Annotated in this window: 13 protein-coding genes and 1 riboswitch; of the genes, 9 read left to right on the top strand and 4 right to left on the bottom strand. The window is 65.2% G+C overall.

Translation table 11 applies throughout. From position 1 onward, the window contains the following. Positions 1 to 71 precede the first annotated feature (71 nt). From AC07P1_RS00815 to AC07P1_RS00795, 5 genes are all read left to right on the top strand, one after another. The gene (locus AC07P1_RS00815; protein ID WP_494694061.1) at positions 72 to 2,675 is read left to right on the top strand and encodes a chemotaxis protein CheB; all 2,604 of its coding nucleotides are present in this window, start codon (positions 72 to 74) and stop codon (positions 2,673 to 2,675) included. Further along, complete coding sequence (locus AC07P1_RS00810) at positions 2,672 to 4,426, top strand: sensor histidine kinase (RefSeq protein ID WP_494694060.1); 1,755 nt, start codon at positions 2,672 to 2,674, stop codon at positions 4,424 to 4,426. Before AC07P1_RS00815 ends, AC07P1_RS00810 begins: the two co-directional genes overlap by 4 nt. 83 nt (positions 4,427 to 4,509) lie before the next feature. Then, the gene (locus AC07P1_RS00805; protein ID WP_494694059.1) at positions 4,510 to 6,648 is read left to right on the top strand and encodes a S46 family peptidase; all 2,139 of its coding nucleotides are present in this window, start codon (positions 4,510 to 4,512) and stop codon (positions 6,646 to 6,648) included. Beyond that, on the top strand, positions 6,648 to 7,325 hold the full coding sequence (pnuC, locus tag AC07P1_RS00800) for a nicotinamide riboside transporter PnuC (protein WP_494694058.1): 678 nt from the start codon (positions 6,648 to 6,650) through the stop codon (positions 7,323 to 7,325). Before AC07P1_RS00805 ends, pnuC begins: the two co-directional genes overlap by 1 nt. Next, complete coding sequence (locus AC07P1_RS00795) at positions 7,322 to 7,858, top strand: AAA family ATPase (protein ID WP_494694057.1); 537 nt, start codon at positions 7,322 to 7,324, stop codon at positions 7,856 to 7,858. Before pnuC ends, AC07P1_RS00795 begins: the two co-directional genes overlap by 4 nt. Positions 7,859 to 8,051: 193 nt before the next feature. Here AC07P1_RS00795 and AC07P1_RS00790 read toward each other — a convergent pair whose 3' ends face one another. Continuing rightward, complete coding sequence (locus tag AC07P1_RS00790; protein WP_494694056.1) at positions 8,052 to 10,202, bottom strand: TonB-dependent siderophore receptor; 2,151 nt, start codon at positions 10,200 to 10,202, stop codon at positions 8,052 to 8,054. Positions 10,203 to 10,258: 56 nt separating this feature from the next. Then, positions 10,259 to 10,356: riboswitch (TPP riboswitch) on the bottom strand. 197 nt (positions 10,357 to 10,553) lie between these two features. Here AC07P1_RS00790 and AC07P1_RS00785 point away from each other — a divergent pair. Beyond that, positions 10,554 to 11,042: an Imm26 family immunity protein gene (locus AC07P1_RS00785; protein WP_494694055.1), complete on the top strand. Its 489-nt coding sequence runs from the start codon at positions 10,554 to 10,556 to the stop codon at positions 11,040 to 11,042. Here the strand turns inward: AC07P1_RS00785 and AC07P1_RS00780 are convergent. From AC07P1_RS00780 to ompR, 3 genes are read right to left on the bottom strand one after another with little or no spacing between them, the layout of a single operon-like run. Next, a complete protein-coding gene (locus AC07P1_RS00780; protein ID WP_494694054.1) occupies positions 11,026 to 11,736 on the bottom strand; it encodes a hypothetical protein in 711 nt (236 codons plus the stop codon). The genes AC07P1_RS00785 and AC07P1_RS00780 overlap by 17 nt on opposite strands. Next, positions 11,733 to 13,100 carry a sensor histidine kinase family protein gene (locus AC07P1_RS00775; RefSeq protein WP_494694053.1) on the bottom strand — a complete coding sequence of 456 codons (1,368 nt, stop codon included), beginning with the start codon at positions 13,098 to 13,100 and terminating at the stop codon, positions 11,733 to 11,735. Before AC07P1_RS00775 ends, AC07P1_RS00780 begins: the two co-directional genes overlap by 4 nt. Positions 13,101 to 13,124: 24 nt before the next feature. Further along, complete coding sequence (gene ompR, locus AC07P1_RS00770) at positions 13,125 to 13,892, bottom strand: osmolarity response regulator transcription factor OmpR (protein ID WP_494694052.1); 768 nt, start codon at positions 13,890 to 13,892, stop codon at positions 13,125 to 13,127. Positions 13,893 to 14,126: 234 nt separating this feature from the next. On the opposite strand from ompR, the gene AC07P1_RS00765 reads away from it, so the two are divergent. The 3 genes from AC07P1_RS00765 to AC07P1_RS00755 all read left to right on the top strand — a co-directional run bounded on the left by AC07P1_RS00765 (position 14,127) and on the right by AC07P1_RS00755 (position 18,678). Next, on the top strand, positions 14,127 to 14,462 hold the full coding sequence (locus AC07P1_RS00765) for a hypothetical protein (RefSeq protein ID WP_494694051.1): 336 nt from the start codon (positions 14,127 to 14,129) through the stop codon (positions 14,460 to 14,462). 240 nt (positions 14,463 to 14,702) lie between these two features. After that, the gene (locus tag AC07P1_RS00760) at positions 14,703 to 16,622 is read left to right on the top strand and encodes a flagellar assembly protein A (protein ID WP_494694050.1); all 1,920 of its coding nucleotides are present in this window, start codon (positions 14,703 to 14,705) and stop codon (positions 16,620 to 16,622) included. Positions 16,623 to 16,800: 178 nt separating this feature from the next. Then, a complete protein-coding gene (locus AC07P1_RS00755) occupies positions 16,801 to 18,678 on the top strand; it encodes a flagellar assembly protein A (RefSeq protein WP_494694049.1) in 1,878 nt (625 codons plus the stop codon). Positions 18,679 to 18,887 lie beyond the last annotated feature (209 nt).

Genomic DNA, 18,887 nt, shown 5'->3' with positions numbered 1-18,887 from the left:
CATTCCCCTGCTGCCCGCATCCGTTGTTGTGTAGCAGGCGGCCGGGCCCCACGGTTGGTTTCAATGCCACGATGAAGAAACGCCCGCTTTCCAAGCCCTCAGCCCCGCCTGCCGCCGCCGATGCCGCGCGGGCGCGTGCGCCCGCCGCGGTGTCGGCGGTGCCGGTGGTTGGCATCGGCGCCTCGGCCGGCGGCCTCGATCCGATCTGCGAATTCCTCTCCAACGTGCCGTCTTCCAGCGGCTTCGCCTATGTGGTCGTGCAGCACCTCGATCCGCGCCATAAGGGCATGTTGCCCGAAGTGCTGCGGCGGGTGACGCCGATGAACGTGGCCGAGGTAAGGGACGGCATGGATATCGTCGCCGACCATGTATACGTGATACCGCCCGGCCGCGACCTGGGTTTCCAGGAAGGGCGCTTCGCCGTGCTGCCGCCGTCGGAGCGGCGCGGCTTTCGCTTGCCGATCGATAGTTTCTTCCGCGCACTGGCCGACCACGGGCGCGAGCGCTCGGTGGGCATCGTCTTTTCCGGCATGGGCGCCGACGGCACGCTGGGACTGGCGTCGATCCGGGAGAACGGTGGTCTGACGCTGGCGCAGCCCCCCGGGGCCGCCCGTTTCGACCCGATGCCGCTCAGCGCCATCGGCGCCGAGGTGATCGACATCGTCGCGCGGCCGTCGGAGATGCCGGCGCATTTAGCCGAGTGGCGCGGCGCCCAGGAGGGCGGCGTGCCGGCGCGGGCCCTGGCCCAGCGCGACTGCTTGCGGCAGTTGTTTCAGCTGCTGCTCAAGCAGACCGGCGCCAACTTCTCCGACTATAAACTGAGCACCCTCCTGCGCCGCATCGAGCGGCGCATCAAGCTGCGCCAGTGCGTCGGGCTGGCCGATTATGTGGTCTACCTGCGCGGCAATCCGGCCGAAGTCGAGCTGCTGTTCAAGGAGCTGCTGATCGGCGTGACTAACTTCTTCCGCGACCCCAAGGTGTGGCAATACATGATGGACAGCGCCTTGCCGCAGCTATTGTCGGAGCACCCCGACGGCGCCGCCTTCAAGGCCTGGATACCGGCCTGCTCGACCGGCGAGGAGGCCTATTCGCTGGCGATCGCCTTCAACGAGGTGCTCGCGCGGCTGCGGCCGGCGCCGCGCTACTCGCTGCAGATTTTCGCCACCGACCTGGACGTCGACGCCATCGACAGCGCGCGCCGCGGCGTCTATGGCGCCGCCATCGAGGCCGACGTCCCGGGCGAGCTTTTGCGGCGCTACTTCGTGCCGGAAGACGGCGGCGGTCACCGTATCCGCAAGGAGGTGCGCAACATGATCATCTTCGCGCGCCAGAACGTCATATCCGACCCGCCGTTCACCAAGCTCGATATCCTGTGCTGCCGCAACCTGCTGATCTATTTCACGGCCAAGCTGCAGGAACAACTGATCCCGCTGTTTCACTACGGGCTCAAGCCCGGCGGCCTGCTGATGCTCGGCAGCGCGGACACGCCCGGCCGGTTCCACGAGTTGTTCGCGCCGATGGCCGGCGGCGGCCGCATCTACCGGCGGCTCGACGCCTCCACCCAGCGCGTCGTCAACTATTTCCCCACCCGCGTCAGCGGCGTGTCGATTCCTTCTGTCAGCGAGCCCATCAACCCATCCATGAACGGTAACCTCCAAACCCAGGTCGAGCAGCAGCTGCTGAAAAAGCACTCGCCCGCCGCCGTGCTGCTCAACGTCCATGGCGATATCCTGTACATCCACGGCCGCACCGGCGCCTATCTGGAGCCGGCCGCCGGCAAGGCCAACTGGAACATCCACGCGATGGCGCGCGACAGCCTGCGCCACGAGCTGGCGGACCTGCTCAAGCGCGCGGCGCAGAGCGACGGGATGATCGCCGTGCGCGGCCTGATACAGCGCGACGCGGCGGGAAAACCGTCCCAGTCGCTGGACCTGACGGCCGAGGCGATGCCGGAACCGGGACCGCTGTCGGGCACGATGTTGGTGACCTTCGCCACCTTGCCGCTGCCGCCGGAAAGGCGCCGCGCGCGCTCGGCCAATCCGCAGGTGCTGGAGTTGGAACAGCAGCTGGCGCAGGCGCGCCTGGAGATCCAGGCGGTGCGCGACGAGATGCAGGCCTCGCGCGAGGAACTGAGGTCGGCCAACGAGGAGCTGCAGTCGACCAACGAGGAACTGCAATCGACCAACGAGGAACTGACCACGTCCAAGGAGGAGATGCAGTCGCTGAACGAGGAGCTGTACACCGTCAACGCCGAGCTGCAATTGAAGGTGGACGACCTGTCGCTGGTCCACGGCGACATGAAGAATCTGCTCAACAGCACCGATGTGGCCACCATTTTCCTCGATAACAAGCTGCGCATCCGCCGCTTCACCGATCAGAGCACCCACATCTACAAGCTGATACCGGGCGACTTGCAGCGGCCGTTGAGCGACATCGTCAACGACCTGCAGTATCCCGACCTGGAGGCCGACGCGCAGGAGGTGCTGCGTACGCTGGTGTTCTGCGAAAAGCAGATACCCACGCGCGGCGGCGGCTGGTACACGGTGCGCATCATGCCGTACCGGACCGTCGAGAACGTGATCGACGGCGTGGTGGTCACCTTCATCAACATCACCGAATCGAAACAGCTGGAGGCGCAACTGCGGTCCATGCAAAAGGGGGCGGAGCCGCTATGAACAAGCGCCAGCGCCCCGAACTCGATCCCGACCGGCTGCGCTACGTGGCCGAGCAGGCGGTCGCGGCGCTGTCCAAGGCCGGCCGTCCACCGCCCGCCGACGCCGACAGCGAGACGCTCAAGCGTTGGCACGAACTGCAGGTGAGCCAGATCGAGCTCGATATGCAGAACGTGGCGCTGGCCGAGGTGCAGACCGAGCGCGATCTGGCCGAGGCGGCGCGCGAGCATTACGCGGCGTTGTACGATCAGGCGCCGGCCGGCTATCTGTCGCTCGATCCGGAGGGCCGCATCACGCGCGCCAACCACGCCGCCGGTGAATTGCTCGGCTGCCGCCGCGAGGAGCTGCCCGGCCGGTCGTTCGAGCAGTTTGTGGCGCCGCAATCGCAGGCCGGCCTGCGCCGGTTCCTGGCCGAGCTGCTGGTGAGCGGACAGCGCGCGGTGCTGGAGGTACCGCTGTTCGCGGCGTTGCGCGGTGGCGCGCAGCGCCAGGTGCACATCGAGGCCAATCTCGATGTCGCCGCCCGCAAATGCCGCATGATCCTGACCGACATCGGCAGCGCCGACGCGCGCGAGGCCGCGCGGCGGCGCGCCTTCCAGGTGATCGACAGCATGGGCGAGGGCGTGATGGTGTGCGACGTCGAAAAACGCATCGTCTCCGTCAATCCCGCCTTCACCACCTTGACCGGCTATCCGGTGGAGGAGGCGCTGGGGCGCGATCCGCGCTTCCTGGGCCGGCCCGGCGCCCATCCGCCGGGCTTCCACGCCGAAGCGATGCGCTGCCTGTGCAGCTACGGCAGATGGCAGGGCGAGGTGTTCAACCGCCGGCGCGACGGCGTGCCCTACGTCGCGGCGATGTCGATGACCGTGATCCGCGACGAGGTGGGTGCCATCAGCCACTTCATCGGCGTGTTCTCCGACATCACGGCGCGCCAGCGGGCCGACGCCGACCTGCTGAAGCTGTCGCGCCAGCTCGATGCGCGGGTGGCGGCGCGCACCGCCGAGCTGACCGAGGCGAACCGCCTGCTGATGCTGGAGGTGGCCGAGCGCAAACGCACCGAGGCCGCGCTGCATGAATCGCGCGACCAGCTGCGCAAACTGGCCGAGCACCTGGAGACGGTCAAGGAGGATGAGCGCAAGCGCATCGCCCGCGACATCCATGACGAACTGGGGCAAAACCTGCTGGCGCTGCGCATCGACATTTCCATGCTCAGCGCCCGCACCGGCGAGCGGCACGTGCGTCTGCACCAGCGCGTCAACGGGGTGCTGGACAATATCGACACGACCATCCGCAACGTGCGCGGCATTATGAACGAACTGCGCCCGGCGGTGCTCGATCTGGGCCTGCAGGCGGCGATGGAATGGCAGGCTGCCGAATTCCGCAAACGCAGCGGCATGACCTGCGCGCTGGCCCTGCCCGACGAGGCGACCTTCGAGACGATCACGTCGGACATCGCGATCGTGCTGTTCCGCGGCATGCAGGAGGCGCTGAGCAATGTGCGTCGCCACGCGCACGCCAGCCATGTCGACATCGCGCTGGTGGCGCGCGGCGGACGCCTGGCCTTCAGCATGGCCGACAACGGCATCGGCATCGCGCCCCACCAGCGGGGCAAGAGCGAGTCCTTCGGCTTGATCGGCATGGCGCAGCGCGTGGCGGCGTTGGGCGGCAGCTTCGAGGTCGCCCAGTATGTGCCGGGCGGCGGCTGCACCTTGACCTTGGGCTTCGACCTGCCGGATGAAAGCGGCGCCGACTAGCGGCTTCGGGATACGCAAAAAGCATTTTCAGCCATCCGCATAAGGAATATACTGCCGCTGGAACTCAATCAGGGGCTTTTATCTTGTTAAAATATCTAGTGCTGCCGGCCGCTATCCTCGGCGCGGCGGCGGCTCACGCCGACGAAGGGCAGTGGCAGCCATACCAATTGCCGCAGCTGAAATCCGAACTACAACGCATAGGCATCACCATCCCGGCCGAAAAGCTGGCCGACCTGTCCAGGCATCCGATGAGCGCCATTGTCGCTTTGCCCGGGTGCTCGGCGTCGTTTGTGTCCGACGCCGGCCTGGTGGTCACCAACCATCACTGCGCCTATGGCGCCATCCAGCGCAACGCGACGCCGGAGCACAACTACATCGTCGACGGCTTCCTGGCCAAGACCCGCGCGCAGGAGCTGCCGGGCGGCCCCAATTCGCTGGTGTATGTCACCGACAAGGTGGAAAACGTCACCGCCCGCGTGCTCAAGGACGTGACGTCGTCGATGAGCGGCAGGCAGCGCCACGACGCGGTGGAAAAAGCCGTCAAGGCGCTGATCGCCGAATGCGAAACCGACAAGAGCTACCGCTGCTCGGTGCCGGCCTTCCATCGGGGGCTGGAATACTACCGCATCCGCCAGATGATGATACGCGACGTGCGCCTGGTCTACGCCCCGCCGGACATGATCGGGAACTACGGCGGCGACGTCGACAACTACGAATGGCCGCGCCATGCGGGCGACTTCGCCTTCCTGCGCGCCTACGTGGGCAAGGACGGCCGTCCGGCCGATCCGTCGCCCGACAACGTGCCGTATCGATCGAAGGACTTCCTGGTGCTGTCGGCCGAGGGGCTGAAGAACGGCGATCCGGTGCTGCTGGCCGGTTATCCGGGCCGCACCAGCCGTTACAAGCTGCCGTCGGAAATCCGCGCCGCGCGCGATGTCGGCTATCCGGCCCGCGTGGCCGAAATCCAGGCCGATCTCGACGTCATCGCCGCCGCCACCAAGGGTGATCCTGCGGCCGAAGTGCGCTACGCCAGCGTCGCCAAGAGCCTGAACAACGTGATGAAGAAATCGCAGGGCCTGATGGACGGCTTCGCGCGCAAGGACATCGCCGCCGTCAAGGACGGGCAGGACGCGGAGTTCCGCGCCTGGTACGGCGCGCAGAAGGACGTGTCGAAAACGCTGCTGTCCGAACTGGACGCGGTGATCGCCGCCGATATCGCGCTGGGCGACGAGGAATTCGGCTACAGCGTCGCCACCACCGGCGAGATGCTGAAAAGCGCCAATACGCTGTATCGCCTGGCGCTGGAAAGCGCGAAGCCGGACGCCGAGCGCGAAACCGGTTTCCAGCAGCGCGACGCCACCTTCATCAAGGCGCGTTTGAACCGCCTGGAGCAGTCGTATGTGGCCGGGGTGGATCAGGCGCGTTTCGCGGCGTCGCTGCGGCGCTACGCCAGGCTGCCCAAGTCCATGCATGTGGCGGGCCTCGATCCTCTGCTGCCGGCGCCCGGGGCGGTGCCGGCGATGTATGCCGAGACGCGGCTGGGCGACACCGCCACGCGGCTGGCATGGGTCGGCAAGGACGCCGCCGCCGTCAAGGCGTCGGACGACGCGTTCATGCAACTGGCGGCGAAGCTGGACGACGCGGCGCAGTCGCTCAAGGAGCGCCGCAAGGAGCTGGACGGAAACCTGGAGCGCGTGATCCCGCGCTACATGGAGGCCGTCATCGCGTGGAAGAAGTCGCTGGGCAAGCCGGTGTACCCGGATGCCAATGGCACTTTGCGCGTGACCTACGGCACCGTGGCGCCGTATTCGCCGCGCGACGGCATCAGCAAAGGCCCGTTCACCACCGTCGAAGGCATTGTTGAAAAGCATACCGGCAAGGACCCGTTCAACGCGCCGCAAAAGCAGCTCGACGCCATCAAGGCCAAGCGCTATGGACGGTTCAGGGACGCCATCCTCGGCACCGTGCCGGTCGACTTCCTGAGCAGCGCCGATACCACCGGCGGCAACTCCGGCTCGGCGGTGTTGAACCGCAGGGGCGAGTTGATCGGCCTGAACTTCGATTCGACCTACGAGTCGATCACCAAGGACTGGTACTTCGATCCCGCCATCACCCGCGCTATCCATCTGGACATCCGGTATATGCTGTGGGTGATGAGCGAAGTCGATCATGCCGACAATGTGCTCGAAGAGATGACCATTAAATATCCGGCGAAAAAATAATGCACGAATTATCGGTTCTATTGGGGTACCTGAATTTGCCGCTGCATCTGGCGGTATTCGCCACGACCCCGTTGGAACTGGTGTCGTTCATTCTGGCGGTGGCCACCGTGTGGCTCAACATCCGCCAGAGCCATTGGGCCTGGCTGTTCGCCATCATCTCGTCGGCCACCTACGGACTGGTTTTCTATGGTTCGCGGCTGTACGGCGACATGGGGCTGCAACTGGTGTTCATCACCGTTTCGTTCTATGGCTGGTACCAGTGGCTGCACGGGAACGACCGCCACGAGCGGCTGGCGGTCACCGCGCTCGACGCGCGCGGCCGCTGGATCGCGGTGGCGGCGTGGCTGGCCGGCTTTGTGTTGCTGGCGTGGTTCCTCAAGACCTACACCGATACCGACGTGCCGCGCTCCGATGGTTTCCTGACCGCCGGCAGTCTGGTCGGGCAGTTGCTGCTGTCGCGTAAAAAGATCGAGAACTGGCATGTCTGGATCGTTGTCGATGTGCTGTATGTCGGGCTTTATCTGCACAAGCACTTGATGTTGACGGCGATTTTGTACGCGGTCTTCGTCGGCATGGCGGTGGTCGGCCTGCGCACGTGGCAGCAGTCGGCCGGCATGGGGACGGGCGGCGGTGATAAAGGCGACGAAACCGGCGGCCGCAGGCTGGTACTGGAATGACATCGGCCGTCTTGCCGCTGCGCGTGGCGATACTGGGCACGGCTTCCTCCGGCAAGACCACGCTGGCCGCCGCGCTGGCGGAGCGCTATCGGACCTTGTGGGTGCCGGAGTATTTGCGTGAATTCGTCGATGTGCAGGGGCGGGTGCCGGTGGCGGGGGACCAGTTTAATATCGCCGCTACACAGCGCCGGAGCGAGGACGCGGCGGCGCAGGCCGCGGACGGGTATCTGTTCTGCGACACTGCGCCGTTGATGACGGCGATCTACAGCCGTCATTATTTCGGTGGTATTGATGATCAGCTAGCGCGCTTGGCCGATGGACATCGGCGCGACTATGCGCTGACGTTGGTGACCGCGCCGGATATTCCATGGGTGGCCGATGGCTTGCAGCGCGAGTGCGAAGAAGTCAGCGTTGTCATCAATCGTCTGTTGATGGAGGAGCTGGCGGCGCGCCGGATACCATATGTGCTGGTATCGGGCGACCCGGAACAGCGGTTGGCGCAGGTGGAGCGGTTGTTAGCCAAGGCCACGTAATCGAGCATGCGTCGTTGGCGGCTCGTGGCGGATTACGCTGCGCTAATCCGCCCTACGTGTCTCCGCGATTCGCCACGTTCGCCACGCAAATTAAACGATGGACACCGTTGGTTGAATGACCCACTGTGACACGTAGGGCGGATTAGGCGGAACGCCGTAATCCGCCATCTTGGAGTCGCCTGCGGATTTCGCGTTACAGGTCGAACTGCGCCGACACGCGGAACGTGCGCGACGCCCCCGGCATCAGATACCCACCCAGATCCTGCGTCACATCGCGCCAGTAGAACTTGTCCAGCGCGTTGTTCACGCTCGCACGCAGCGTGGTCGAAACGCCGCCGATGCGCGTGGCGTACGACGCCCCCAAATTCAGCACATGATAGCTCGGCACGAATACCTGGTTCTCCGGATCGAACGCCTTCTTGCCCGAGTACTGCCAGTTCGCGTTCACGCTCAAGCCTTCGACCTGCGGCACCGCATAATCCGCATACACCGACGATTTGAAAGCGGCGACGTTGGTCACGCGCTTGCCGTCCATGCTGGCCAAGCCGGTATCGCTTTGCTTGGTATTGAGCGCGGTGGCCGAAACGCCCACTGTCAGCTCGCGCGTGGCGCGGCCGTTCAACGCCATTTCCAGGCCGCGGTGCTGGGCTTTGCCGTTGCGAACGAAGACATTCTGCGCGTCGGTGTATTCCAGACCTTTATGGATCTCGAACAGCGCGACGGTGGCGCTCAGGTCGGGACGGATATCGGCCTTGACGCCCACTTCCATCTGCTTGGACTTGGACGGTGCGAGCGCGCGGCCCTCGTTCACGGTCTGGATCGGCGCGATGCCGCCATGCTCCAGGCCTTGCGCGTACGAGGTGTAGAGCGATACGTTGGGCCGCAGGCTGTAGACCAGTGCCACATTCGGCAGCCAGAACCCGGCATCGGTATCGGCGTCCGGCAACCCGTCGTTCTGCTCGGTGCGTTTGAGCTGCACATAGCGCGCGCCGGCGTGCAGCTTGAGCTGCGCGTTCAAGCTGACGATGTCCTGCGCGAACAGGGCGCGTTCGTCGCTGTGGCGGCGCTCCGACACCGGACCGCTGGTGCCCGGCGCCGGCGCCACGACGACCGGATGGTAGATATTGCTGACGCCCGAATAGTCATACAGGTAGTCGCCCCATTTTTCGCTGTTTTTGTGGAACGACGCGCCGCCAGTGAATTCATGCGCCAGCGCGCCGGTGGCGAAGCGGCCCTGCACCAGCGCCTGCACCGTCAGCGGCGACTTCTTCTCGCCCAGGCTGATGTAGTTGTAGACGTCGTAGTCGCCGTTGCCGCAGTAGCCGGGATACAGGTTTTGCTCGCCGCAGCCGTAAGGGAAGGCGGTGTAGTCGTCGCGCTTGAACTGGTGCTGGTTGGCGCTGACCGTGGTGCTCCAGTCGGGCGAGAACTTGTATTCGAAGCGCGCGCCGATGTTGCTGGTGGTGGTCTCCACCGGACGGCTCCACGGCTGATCGTTGAGCATCGTGTCGGCATCGACCACCGGCAGGGTCGTATTATTCAGCAGCTGGAAGCCGGGCGCCGTCAGCTGGGATTTACGCTGGTGGTCGGCGTCGATCTGCAGCAGCGCCTGCGGCGAGATGCGCCAGTCGAAGGCGGCGGAGACGAACTTGCGGTTGCCGTCCGCGCCCTTGATGTAGGAGCGCAGGCGTTCGCCGGCGACGTTGACGCGGTAACCGAAACGCTCGTCCTCGAAACGTCCGCCGACATCGACCGCGCCGTACAGGGTGCCGCGCTCGCGCGCTTCCAGCACGACGGTGCGCACCGGCGTGTCGGTCGGGCGCTTGGTCACGTAGTTGACGATGCCGCCCGGCGCCGAGACGCCGGCCTGCAGGCCGGACAAGCCTTTGAGCACTTCCAGGCGCTCCTTGTTCTCCAGCGGGATCTGGGTGTCGCCCGGGATGGCCATGCCGTCCTTGCGGTAGCTCGAGGCGTTGTCGAGCTTGAAGCCGCGGATCGAGAACTGCTCGGCGTAGCCGACGGCGTTGTACGAGTCGCTCAGGCTGGCGTCGAATTTGGCGGCGTCCGTGGTCGAGCGGATTTGCAGATCCAGCATCTGCTGCGATGTCAGCACGCTGACCGAAGCCGGCGTTTGCAGCAGCGGGGCGTTGCCGAAGCCGGCGACCGAGGCGGTGTTGGCGCGCACCTTGGTGGCGCTGACGATGACTTCCGGCATAGCCTGCCCGGCGGCGGCCTCGACCGCCGGGTCGGTGGCTGCGGCCGTGTCGGCGGCGACGGCGGCGCCGGAAAATGCGTGGAACACCGCCAGGGCGATGACGGAAACTGCGAAATTAGGTGTGGACATGTCTGCTCTCTACTTGTTCTCGGCTGGAAGCCGCGAGGAGAGCCATCAAAGGAGGGGAGAACTACTTTGCGCTTTCCTTCGCTGGCATTATCCAGATCAGGTACGAAGGGTATCTCTCACCCGGACAAAATGCCCAGGACCCCTAGCGAGCCGGCAGTGTATCACACCAGGCACAGGGGCCGGCGCGCGCGCAATGGCGTGCGACACAATTTGCGCCACGCCGATACACTTCGGGTTTGCGCCGCACGGCGCCAATGAAGCAGTCACAGCATGTGTGGAGGCGACGGTATGTCCTGTTCTTCAGTGCATTTCGGCGCCACTTTGCTGGTTCGTGCTAGCGAAAGGAGTGGAATGAGGCAGTCGTATCATGAAGGAAGCTGGTTTGCGGTGCCGTTGCTCGACGGCGGCTACGGCTGGGGCCTGGTCGCGCGTTTGTCGCCTGGCAGCAAGATCATGCTGGCCTATTTGTTCGGGCCCAAGCTCGACAGGTTGCCGTCGATCGACGAGCTCAATACCCTGCGGCCGCAGGACGCCGTCAAGGTGCTGCGCGTGGGCGACATGGCGCTGGCCAGCGGTCATTGGCGCGTGCTGGGCGAGGCCGTCGACTGGAATCCCGCACTGTGGCCGATGCCGCAGTTCCTGCGCCGCGCCGACGCGTTGAAGCGGGCCTGGCGCGTGACGTATTCCGACAACGATCCAAGTCGTTCCGAACGGGAAGAATCGGTGCCCTACGATACGCCGGGCCTGGAGGCCGATTCGCTGTACGGCTACGGTTCGACCGAGTTGCTGCTGACCAAGCTTCTGGAGTCGCGCGAGCACCCGATCAACCGGAGCAACTGACGTTCCAGGCGGCGTATTCGCCACGGTGCTTGCGCACGGCGATCGTGGCGACAGTGTCGCGGTCGCTTTCAAACACCAGCCCGAACATCACCGGCGCGCCCGCTGTCGCGGCCGCCGGTCTCAGCGCGGCCAGCCGGAAGGTGAGGGCGCGCTGCCGTGCGCAGCCAGAGTTGCCGGCAAACAGCAGGCGCGCGCGTATCAGTAATTCGCGGTGCTGTCTCAGCAACGCCACCGCATCGGCCGGTGGCACGGCCGGATCCATCAACACCGTATATCTGGCCGCCTGGCAGGGAATGCCCGGTTGCGCCAGCCACACATACCATTGCGGCGCCTCGGCGGCGTCGGTCCAGCGTTCGTCCGCGGGTTTGGCCGCGTCATAGATAAAGCTGGAGCGTATTTGCCGACACAGATCCGGCGCCGAGCGGCGCGGCGCGGAGTCGACGCGGGCGATCACTTGCCATGGCTTGCCGCGCCGGCGTTCGATCTCGAACGCGGGGGCGAACAGCGGCGCGGCGCCCCACGGCCGCTGCGGTTGCGCCGCGTTGCGGGCGCGGAAAAAGTCGTCGAAGGAGTCCCGTTCCTGCGCGGTCGGCGCGCGCTGTTCGATGCGCGGCTTGTCGGCCTTATCGGGAGCGGCGCCGGCGCCCAGCGCGGTTAGCGACAGCGCGCACGAGACAACGAAGCGCCGCGTCATACCGCCTTCATCGCGATCTGGATCGCCAGGCCGCCGCCTTCGCGGTTGCTCAAGGTCAGCTCTGCGCCGTGGCGCAGCAGCACGCGGTCGACGATGGCCAGCCCCAGTCCGGCGCCGTTGGCCTGGCCGCGCGCGGCGTCGAGCCGGGTGAAGGGCTTGAGCAGCTGTTCGATCTGGTCGTCCGGCACGCCGCAGCCATGGTCCCCCACTTCGATGACAACGCGCCTGGACGCGCCCACGCCCTTCACGGCGCACTTGATGTCGATCTCGGTGATGTCGCTGCCCGGCGTTTTGCCGTAGCGGCGGGCGTTTTCGACCAGGTTGTTGAATACCCGTTTCAGGTCGGTGCCGTTGCCCATCACATGGGCGTCGGCGGCGATGTCGGTGCTCACGCGCACGTCCTGCAAACGCTCCGCTTCATGCGCGGTGTCGGCCAGCAGCTCGCTGACGTCGACGTTGGTGAAGCTCGACGCCTCGGTCGGTTTGGCGTAGTCGAGGAACTGGCCGATGATGGCGTCCATCTGGCCGATATCGGACTGGATGCCTTCGCGCGCCTCGTTCGACAGATTGGCCATTTCCACTTCGAGCTGCATGCGCGCCAGCGGCGTGCGCAGGTCGTGCGAGATGCCGGCCAGGATCACCGCGCGGTCGGATTCGACCTGCCGCAGCTGGTCGACCATCTGGTTGAAGCTGCGGTTGGCCTCCATGATTTCGGCCGGGCCGCTTTCCGGCAGCGGGTCCGGGCGCTTGCCCTGGGCGAAGGCGCGGGTGGCCTTGGCCAGGCGGCGCAGCGGCAGGTTGATCAGGCTGGAGATGAAGGCCGCGCCGAGCAGCGAGACCACCGACACCACGCTGGCCCAACCGAGCCACTGGATGCCGGTCAGGCCGCGTATGCGTTCGCGTTCGAGCATCAGCCAGTATTGGTCGTCATCGATCTTGAAACTGACCCAGAAGCCGGAGACGCCGTTGACCTTGGCCGAGAAGCGCGTGTCCGCGCCCAGCTTGGCCTTGACCAGCTTTTGGATGTCCGGCATCAGCGCGTTCTTCGGCGGCGGTTCGACCTTGTCGTCCTCCTCCAGCGGGAACACGCGGATACCCTCGTTCGACACCAGGTCGAACAGCAGCTCGCGCCGCAGTTCCGGCGCGGAGTGGGTGAGGGCGGCGTGGGTGATGGTGACGACCGAGATCACCTGCGCGGAGATCTGCTGCACCTGCGGCTCGTGCTGCACCACGCTGATCATGCCGACCCACGCGGTCATGCTGGTCGTCGTCAAGGCGCCGAGCAGGAAGAAGGTGCGCCAGAAAAGGCCGCTTTTCATGCTGGCCAGCCGAAAAGCGAAACGGAACTTCGAAAGAGACTTCATGCGCATCTTCGCGGTTGTCGCGACTTAGCGCGGCTGCCCCTCCGGGATGAACACGTAGCCCAGGCCCCAGACGGTCTGGATGTACAGCGGGCTCGACGGATCGGGCTCGATCAGTTTGCGCAGGCGCGAGATCTGCACGTCGAGGCTGCGGTCGAACACTTCGTATTCGCGCCCGCGCGCCAGTTCCATCAGCTTCTCGCGCGACAGCGGCTGGCGCGCGTGGCGGGCGAATACTTTTAGTACCGAAAATTCGCCGGTGGTCAGCGGCACCGTCTCGCCGTTTTTCTTCAGCGTGCGCGTGCCCAGGTCCAGCACGAACTGGCCGAACTCGAACGATTGCGGCGTTTCCGACGGCGCGCCGGGAATCTCGTCCGGGCCGCGGCGGCGCAGCACGGCGCCGATGCGGGCCACCAGTTCGCGCGGGTTGAACGGCTTGGGCAGGTAGTCGTCGGCGCCCATTTCGAGGCCGACGATGCGGTCCACGTCCTCGCCCTTGGCGGTCAGCATGATGATCGGCGTCTGGTCGCCGGCGCCGCGCAGGCGGCGGCAGATCGACAGGCCGTCCTCGCCCGGCAGCATCAAGTCCAGCACCAACAGGTCGTAGCGCTCGCGCAGCCACAGCTTGTTCATGGCGGTCGCGCTTTCGGCGGTGAAGACGTTGAAGCCTTGTTCGGTCAAGTAGCGCCGCAGCAGATCGCGCAGACGAACGTCGTCGTCCACTACCATGATCTTGGCCTGGTGGCCGTGCTGGTTGACGGAGTTGTTGCCGGATTCAGTCGTTGTGCTAGTCATTTGCTCTGTCAGAATTGTCTTATTGATGTCGCTATGGTAACGTCATATCCGTTTTGCGAAAACGTCTATGACGACCCATTACAAAGTGTTACAAACTTTACCCAATTGGTCTTACCCCCTCGGTTAAAGCATCATACACTTCAAGCACGGATTCAGCTTTTTAGGAACATCATGTTCATCGATCACAAAAAAATACACGCGGCAGCAAGCGCATCTTTTTGCGTTCGATCCTCCATGGGTTCGTTATTGCTGTGTTGCGGTTTGCTGGGGGGCGGGCATGCCTATGCCGAGCCCGGCGATGGGCCGCGCCGCGAGGATGGCCGGCCCCCGGCCGTGCAGCAGAACCAGCGCCAGGCCGATCCGCGCCAGGCCGACCAGCAGCGCCAGGTCGACCAGCGCAACAGCTACGAGGCCCGGGCTGAAGAGCAACGCCGCGCGATGCAGGAGGCCAGCCGCAACGCCGAGATGAACCGTCGCGTCGGCCGTTTGACGCCGGACGAACGTCGCGATCTGCGCCGCCAGATCAACGAAGTGGGTCAGGATATCTACGCCAATCCGCCACGCCGCTAGGCGCCCCGGCCGCGCGTGGTTTCGCTTCCGTCTTCCTCTTGTTTCGTCCCTTTTTCTGCGCTCCAGGCCAGATTCGGCGCCGTTTGACACGCAAAATATCAAATCGCTATTGATCTGTGACAATAACATCACGGTTGTAGAGTTTTTACCACGAATATCGCTATCTTTTTCTTTGTCTGTGTGTAATATTAATTAATTGCACGCAATGCCCTTCGGCCGCGTGACGCCTGGAGGAAAATCGTGGTTCAAGACGTTGCTCCCGCAGCGCCCTTTCCCGTTGACGAGCCCTCGGCTCCCGACGCCGTCCTGCCTATCGGTTTGGTCCGGAGAACCGACGGCGTTTACATCGATGTCGGCCTGCCGCAGCCGGCGCTGATCGCCGCGATCAACCAGGTGTTCCGCGCCGGCTACTATCTGCCGGGCCTCAATTATCCATTGATGATCAAGGCGCTGTACGGCGTCGGCCCCGATCTGGGCGCGGCCCAGGCGGTGCGCCTGTGCGACGACGTGCGCCTGTTCGATCCGCTGCGCGTTCCGCTGTACAAAAATCCCAAGATGGGCCACGGCTACGCCGAGTACTACTTCGAGCCGCTGTATCTGGACGAGGAGGTGCTCCCCGACGGCACCGTGATCCCGGAACGCCAGACCCGCCTGGACGTGGACGAATTTGTCGCCGACATGTGGCTCAAGGGTATACAGTTCGGTATCGACGTGGCGGCGGTGGCGACGGCGATGGCGGCCTCCAAGCCGGACCGGATCACCTTCGCCACCGATCTGGAACCGCTGCCTGGACAGAACGCGACCGTGATGGAGGTGTCGTCCGACCTGCACCGCAGCGATGCGCCCAAGGCGCGGGCCGACGGCCGCATCGATCTGCAAAGTTTTCAGAACCGCTTCCCGCAGATCAAAGCGAATGTCAAGCTGCTGAAAAAAGTGCCGGCGGTGCCCGGCCAGCCCGGCTTCGACCTGTCCGGACGCATGACGGCGCCGGAGCCGCCGCAGGACCTGACCTTGCGCTTCTACGCCGGCGACGGCACCGAGGCGCAAACCCTGGAGGACGGCGAATATCTGGTGTCCACGCGCGAGGGCTTCCTGAGCGTGGACGCGAAGTCCAACCGCATCTCCATCACCGACAAGATCGTCAGCCTGGAAGGCGTGAGCGGGCGCACCACGGGCAACCTGCAGTTGGCGGGCGCCTACGAGGAATACGGCGACGTGCAGGAACAGCGCGACGTCACCGGCGGCGACATCACGGTGCACGGCAACGTCTACGGCAATATCCATTCGCGCGGCGGCGTCGTGGTGCTGGACCAGAACCTGGTCAGCGGCAGCGTGCAAAACGCGCTGGGCTCGATCAGCATCGCCGGCGTGGCGTCGAATTCGGTGATCCACACCAGCGGCGGCGCGATTACGATAGGGCGCGCCGAGAATTGCGTCATTTCCGGCAGCAGCGTCAAGATCGAGGAAGCCTCCAATTGCGAGATCATCGCCGACGAGGTGCTGATCTCGGTGGCCGAGGGCTGCGCGGTGGCCGGCCGCAACGTGGAGATCGAAAGTGCCGGCCCGCGCCGCCGCACCGAGATGATCATCCACGTGCTGGTGCGAGACGTGAAGCGGTTCGACGAGGAGATCGCCGAACTCGATCTGCGGCTGGCCGATTTCGCGCAAACCATCCTCACCGCCGAGCAGGAAGCCGCACGCATCGCCGCGCTGCCCGATGTCCGCCGCTATCTGGCGCTGGCGGTCAAACTGCGAGCCCAGGAGTTGACCCTGACCCCCGAGCAGGGCCAGTTCCTGCGCAAGATCGCCGGCGCCGTGGCGACCGAGATCCAGTCGATCGAGCAGTTGAAGAAGGAGATCCAGGCTGCCCAGACGCAGCAAACGCTGTTGCGGGACCGGCTGGCGCGGGTGATCGAGCAGAAGGTGGCGGCGGCCGGCGTGGCGCGTTGCGGCCTGCACATGGTCAGCGGCGAGACCACGGTGCGCACCATGCCTTTCTCGGCCGACGGCGCGTCGTTGACGCTGTTGCCGCCGAAGGAGATCAAGCAGCGCCTGCGCGGCACGCCGAACGGCGGCGAGGTGCTGTTTTGCGACAGCGCCGGATCGCTCGATTGGCACCTCGATCCGCGCGCGCGGATATCGGCCAACCAGGCCGACTAGCCGGCCGTTTTGCGCGCAGACGCTTTGCACGCTCCGCATCGCAAGCATACGCATTGCGGCATGCGCATCGCAGCATGCCAACGCGCGCGCACAATGCCGTGCGTTCATGCTAATCTACAAATAACATTAAAAAAGTGAAGGAGCTCCGGCTCCGACGTACATCTTTGTGGGGACTACCGTGTCAGACGACGCAACGACGCTGGAACAAACTGCGGAAGGGGATTGGCCCGCGGCGATCGTCAAGCGCGATGACGGCGTTTATTTCGATGCCGAGGCGACGGCGGTATCATGCGTCGCGGCGGTCGGCCAGGTTTTTCTCGGCGGCGCCTACTTCGCGGGCCTCGACTACGCCGTCTTCACCAGAATGCTGTACAACTGCGGTCCCGAGTTGCCCGCCAGCCTGGCCGGCAAGCCGCTCTTGCGCTTCGCCGACAGCATCGAGCCATTCCACACCGTGCGCCGTGCCCTGTACAAGACCGTCAAGGTCATCGGCGGCGAGGCCGAATACTATTTCGAGCCGGTGTTCTTCGAGGTCCCCGACCTGCCGCCGCAACCGGCGCGGCTGAAGTTCGACGAATTCGTCGCCGACATGTGGGGCAAGGGCATACGCTTCGGGATCGACGCGCCGGCCGTGCGCGACGTGATCGTCACCGGGCGCCTGGCGCGCATCATCGTCGCGCGCCGGCTCAACGCCGTGCCGGGACGCGACGCTACCATCGTGGAAGTGTCGCGCGACATCCACCGCAGCAACGCGCCGCGCGAGACGCCGGACGGCAAGCTCGATCTGCAGACCTTCCAGAACCGCTTCCCCCAGGTCAAACCCAACGTCAAGCTGCTGCGCAAGGTGCCGCGCACACCCGGTGTGCGTGGCTTCGAGTTGTCCGGCGTGGTGCTGGAGCCGCCGGTGCCGCGCGATATCGAACTGACCTCCGTGGCCGGCGCCGGGACGGTGATCGAAAACCTGCGTGACGGCGAGTATCTGGTGTCGGCGGTCGAGGGCTTCCTGAGCGTGGAGCCGGGCAGCAAGCGCATCTCGATCGGCCCGAAGATCATCAGCCGGGAAGGAGTGAGCGCGCGCACCACCGGCAATCTGCAGTTGACCGGCGAGTACGAGGAGTTCGGCGACGTGCAGGACCAGCGTTCTGTCGATGGCGGCAATATCACCATTCACGGCAACGTCTTCGGCAATATCAGCTCGCGAGGCGGCGACATCGTCCTGGGCCGCAACCTGATGGGCGGCACCGCCATCAACGCGGAAGGGGCGATCCGCGTGAAGGGCGTGGCGTCCGGCGCGGTGCTGCAGACCAAACGGGGCGAGGTGGCGCTGGCGCGGGCCGAGAGCTGCATCATCTCCGGCACGCGGGTGGTGATCGGCGAGGCAAGCAACTGCGAGATCATGGCCGACGAGGTGATCATCAAGGTGGCCGAGGGCTGCGCGATCGCCGCCCGCAAGATCGAGATTATCCATGCCGGCCCGCGCAAGCAAAGCGAGATGCTGCTTTACACGCTGGTGCCGGACATGACGAAGTTCGACAGGAAAATCGCCGAGCTGCAGCCCAAGGTGTCGCAGGCGCTGCGCGATGCGGAGCAGCGCAAGGCGGAAATGGACGCCATCACCGGCCAGCCGGAGGTGCGCAATTATCTGAACCTGGCGACCCGGGTGCGCAAGCGCGAGGTGATCCTGACCACGGAGCAGGAACCCTTGTTCCACAAGATGGCGACGGCGGTGGGGCCGTCGTTGCGCGCGGTCGCCAAGATCTCGCTGGCGATCAAGGCGGCGCAAGTGCAGCAGGAGCAGGCGCAGGAAGAGGTCAATCAGGTGGAGCGCGAGAAGCACGCGTTGAAGAACGGCTCGCGCTGCACCGTCCACATGCTGACCGGCGACGTGCTGGCGCGGACGATGAGTTTCGTGCCGGACGGCCCGCCACCCTACGACCGCCCGGCGAAGGAACTGAAAGCCAAAGTGCGCGGCGCCGATGCCGGCATGACAAAAATCTTCTCCGGCCATACAGGTCCGATCAACTGGTCGCTATCCGGATTATCCGAAGAAACGTAATGACGCATTATCTGGAAACACGTAGGGCGGATAGGCGGGCGAGGCCCGCCTATCCGCCCCGGGGGCCCATCGAAGAGGCGGCCTACCTAGCCGGCAGGCCTTAAGAGCGGGCGAGGCCCGCCAATCCGCCCCGGGGGCCCATCGAAGAGGCGGCCTACCTAGCCGGTAGGCCTTAAGAGCGAAGCGTAATCCGCCATGCGCGCTCCGTC

Source organism: Duganella sp. GW821-FHT07F09 (genome assembly GCF_059418705.1).
This window is presented reverse-complemented; position numbering and strand designations above follow the sequence as displayed.

Excerpts from the sequence above, each read along its gene's own strand:
- AC07P1_RS00815 (WP_494694061.1), top strand. The coding sequence starts at position 72 with ATGAAGAAACGCCCGCTTTCCAAGCCCTCAGCCCCGCCTGCCGCCGCC.
- AC07P1_RS00810 (WP_494694060.1), top strand. The coding sequence starts at position 2,672 with ATGAACAAGCGCCAGCGCCCCGAACTCGATCCCGACCGGCTGCGCTAC.
- pnuC (WP_494694058.1), top strand. The coding sequence starts at position 6,648 with ATGCACGAATTATCGGTTCTATTGGGGTACCTGAATTTGCCGCTGCAT.
- AC07P1_RS00795 (WP_494694057.1), top strand. The coding sequence starts at position 7,322 with ATGACATCGGCCGTCTTGCCGCTGCGCGTGGCGATACTGGGCACGGCT.
- AC07P1_RS00790 (WP_494694056.1), bottom strand. The coding sequence starts at position 10,202 with ATGTCCACACCTAATTTCGCAGTTTCCGTCATCGCCCTGGCGGTGTTC.
- AC07P1_RS00785 (WP_494694055.1), top strand. The coding sequence starts at position 10,554 with ATGAGGCAGTCGTATCATGAAGGAAGCTGGTTTGCGGTGCCGTTGCTC.
- AC07P1_RS00780 (WP_494694054.1), bottom strand. The coding sequence starts at position 11,736 with ATGACGCGGCGCTTCGTTGTCTCGTGCGCGCTGTCGCTAACCGCGCTG.
- AC07P1_RS00775 (WP_494694053.1), bottom strand. The coding sequence starts at position 13,100 with ATGAAGTCTCTTTCGAAGTTCCGTTTCGCTTTTCGGCTGGCCAGCATG.
- ompR (WP_494694052.1), bottom strand. The coding sequence starts at position 13,892 with ATGACTAGCACAACGACTGAATCCGGCAACAACTCCGTCAACCAGCAC.
- AC07P1_RS00765 (WP_494694051.1), top strand. The coding sequence starts at position 14,127 with ATGGGTTCGTTATTGCTGTGTTGCGGTTTGCTGGGGGGCGGGCATGCC.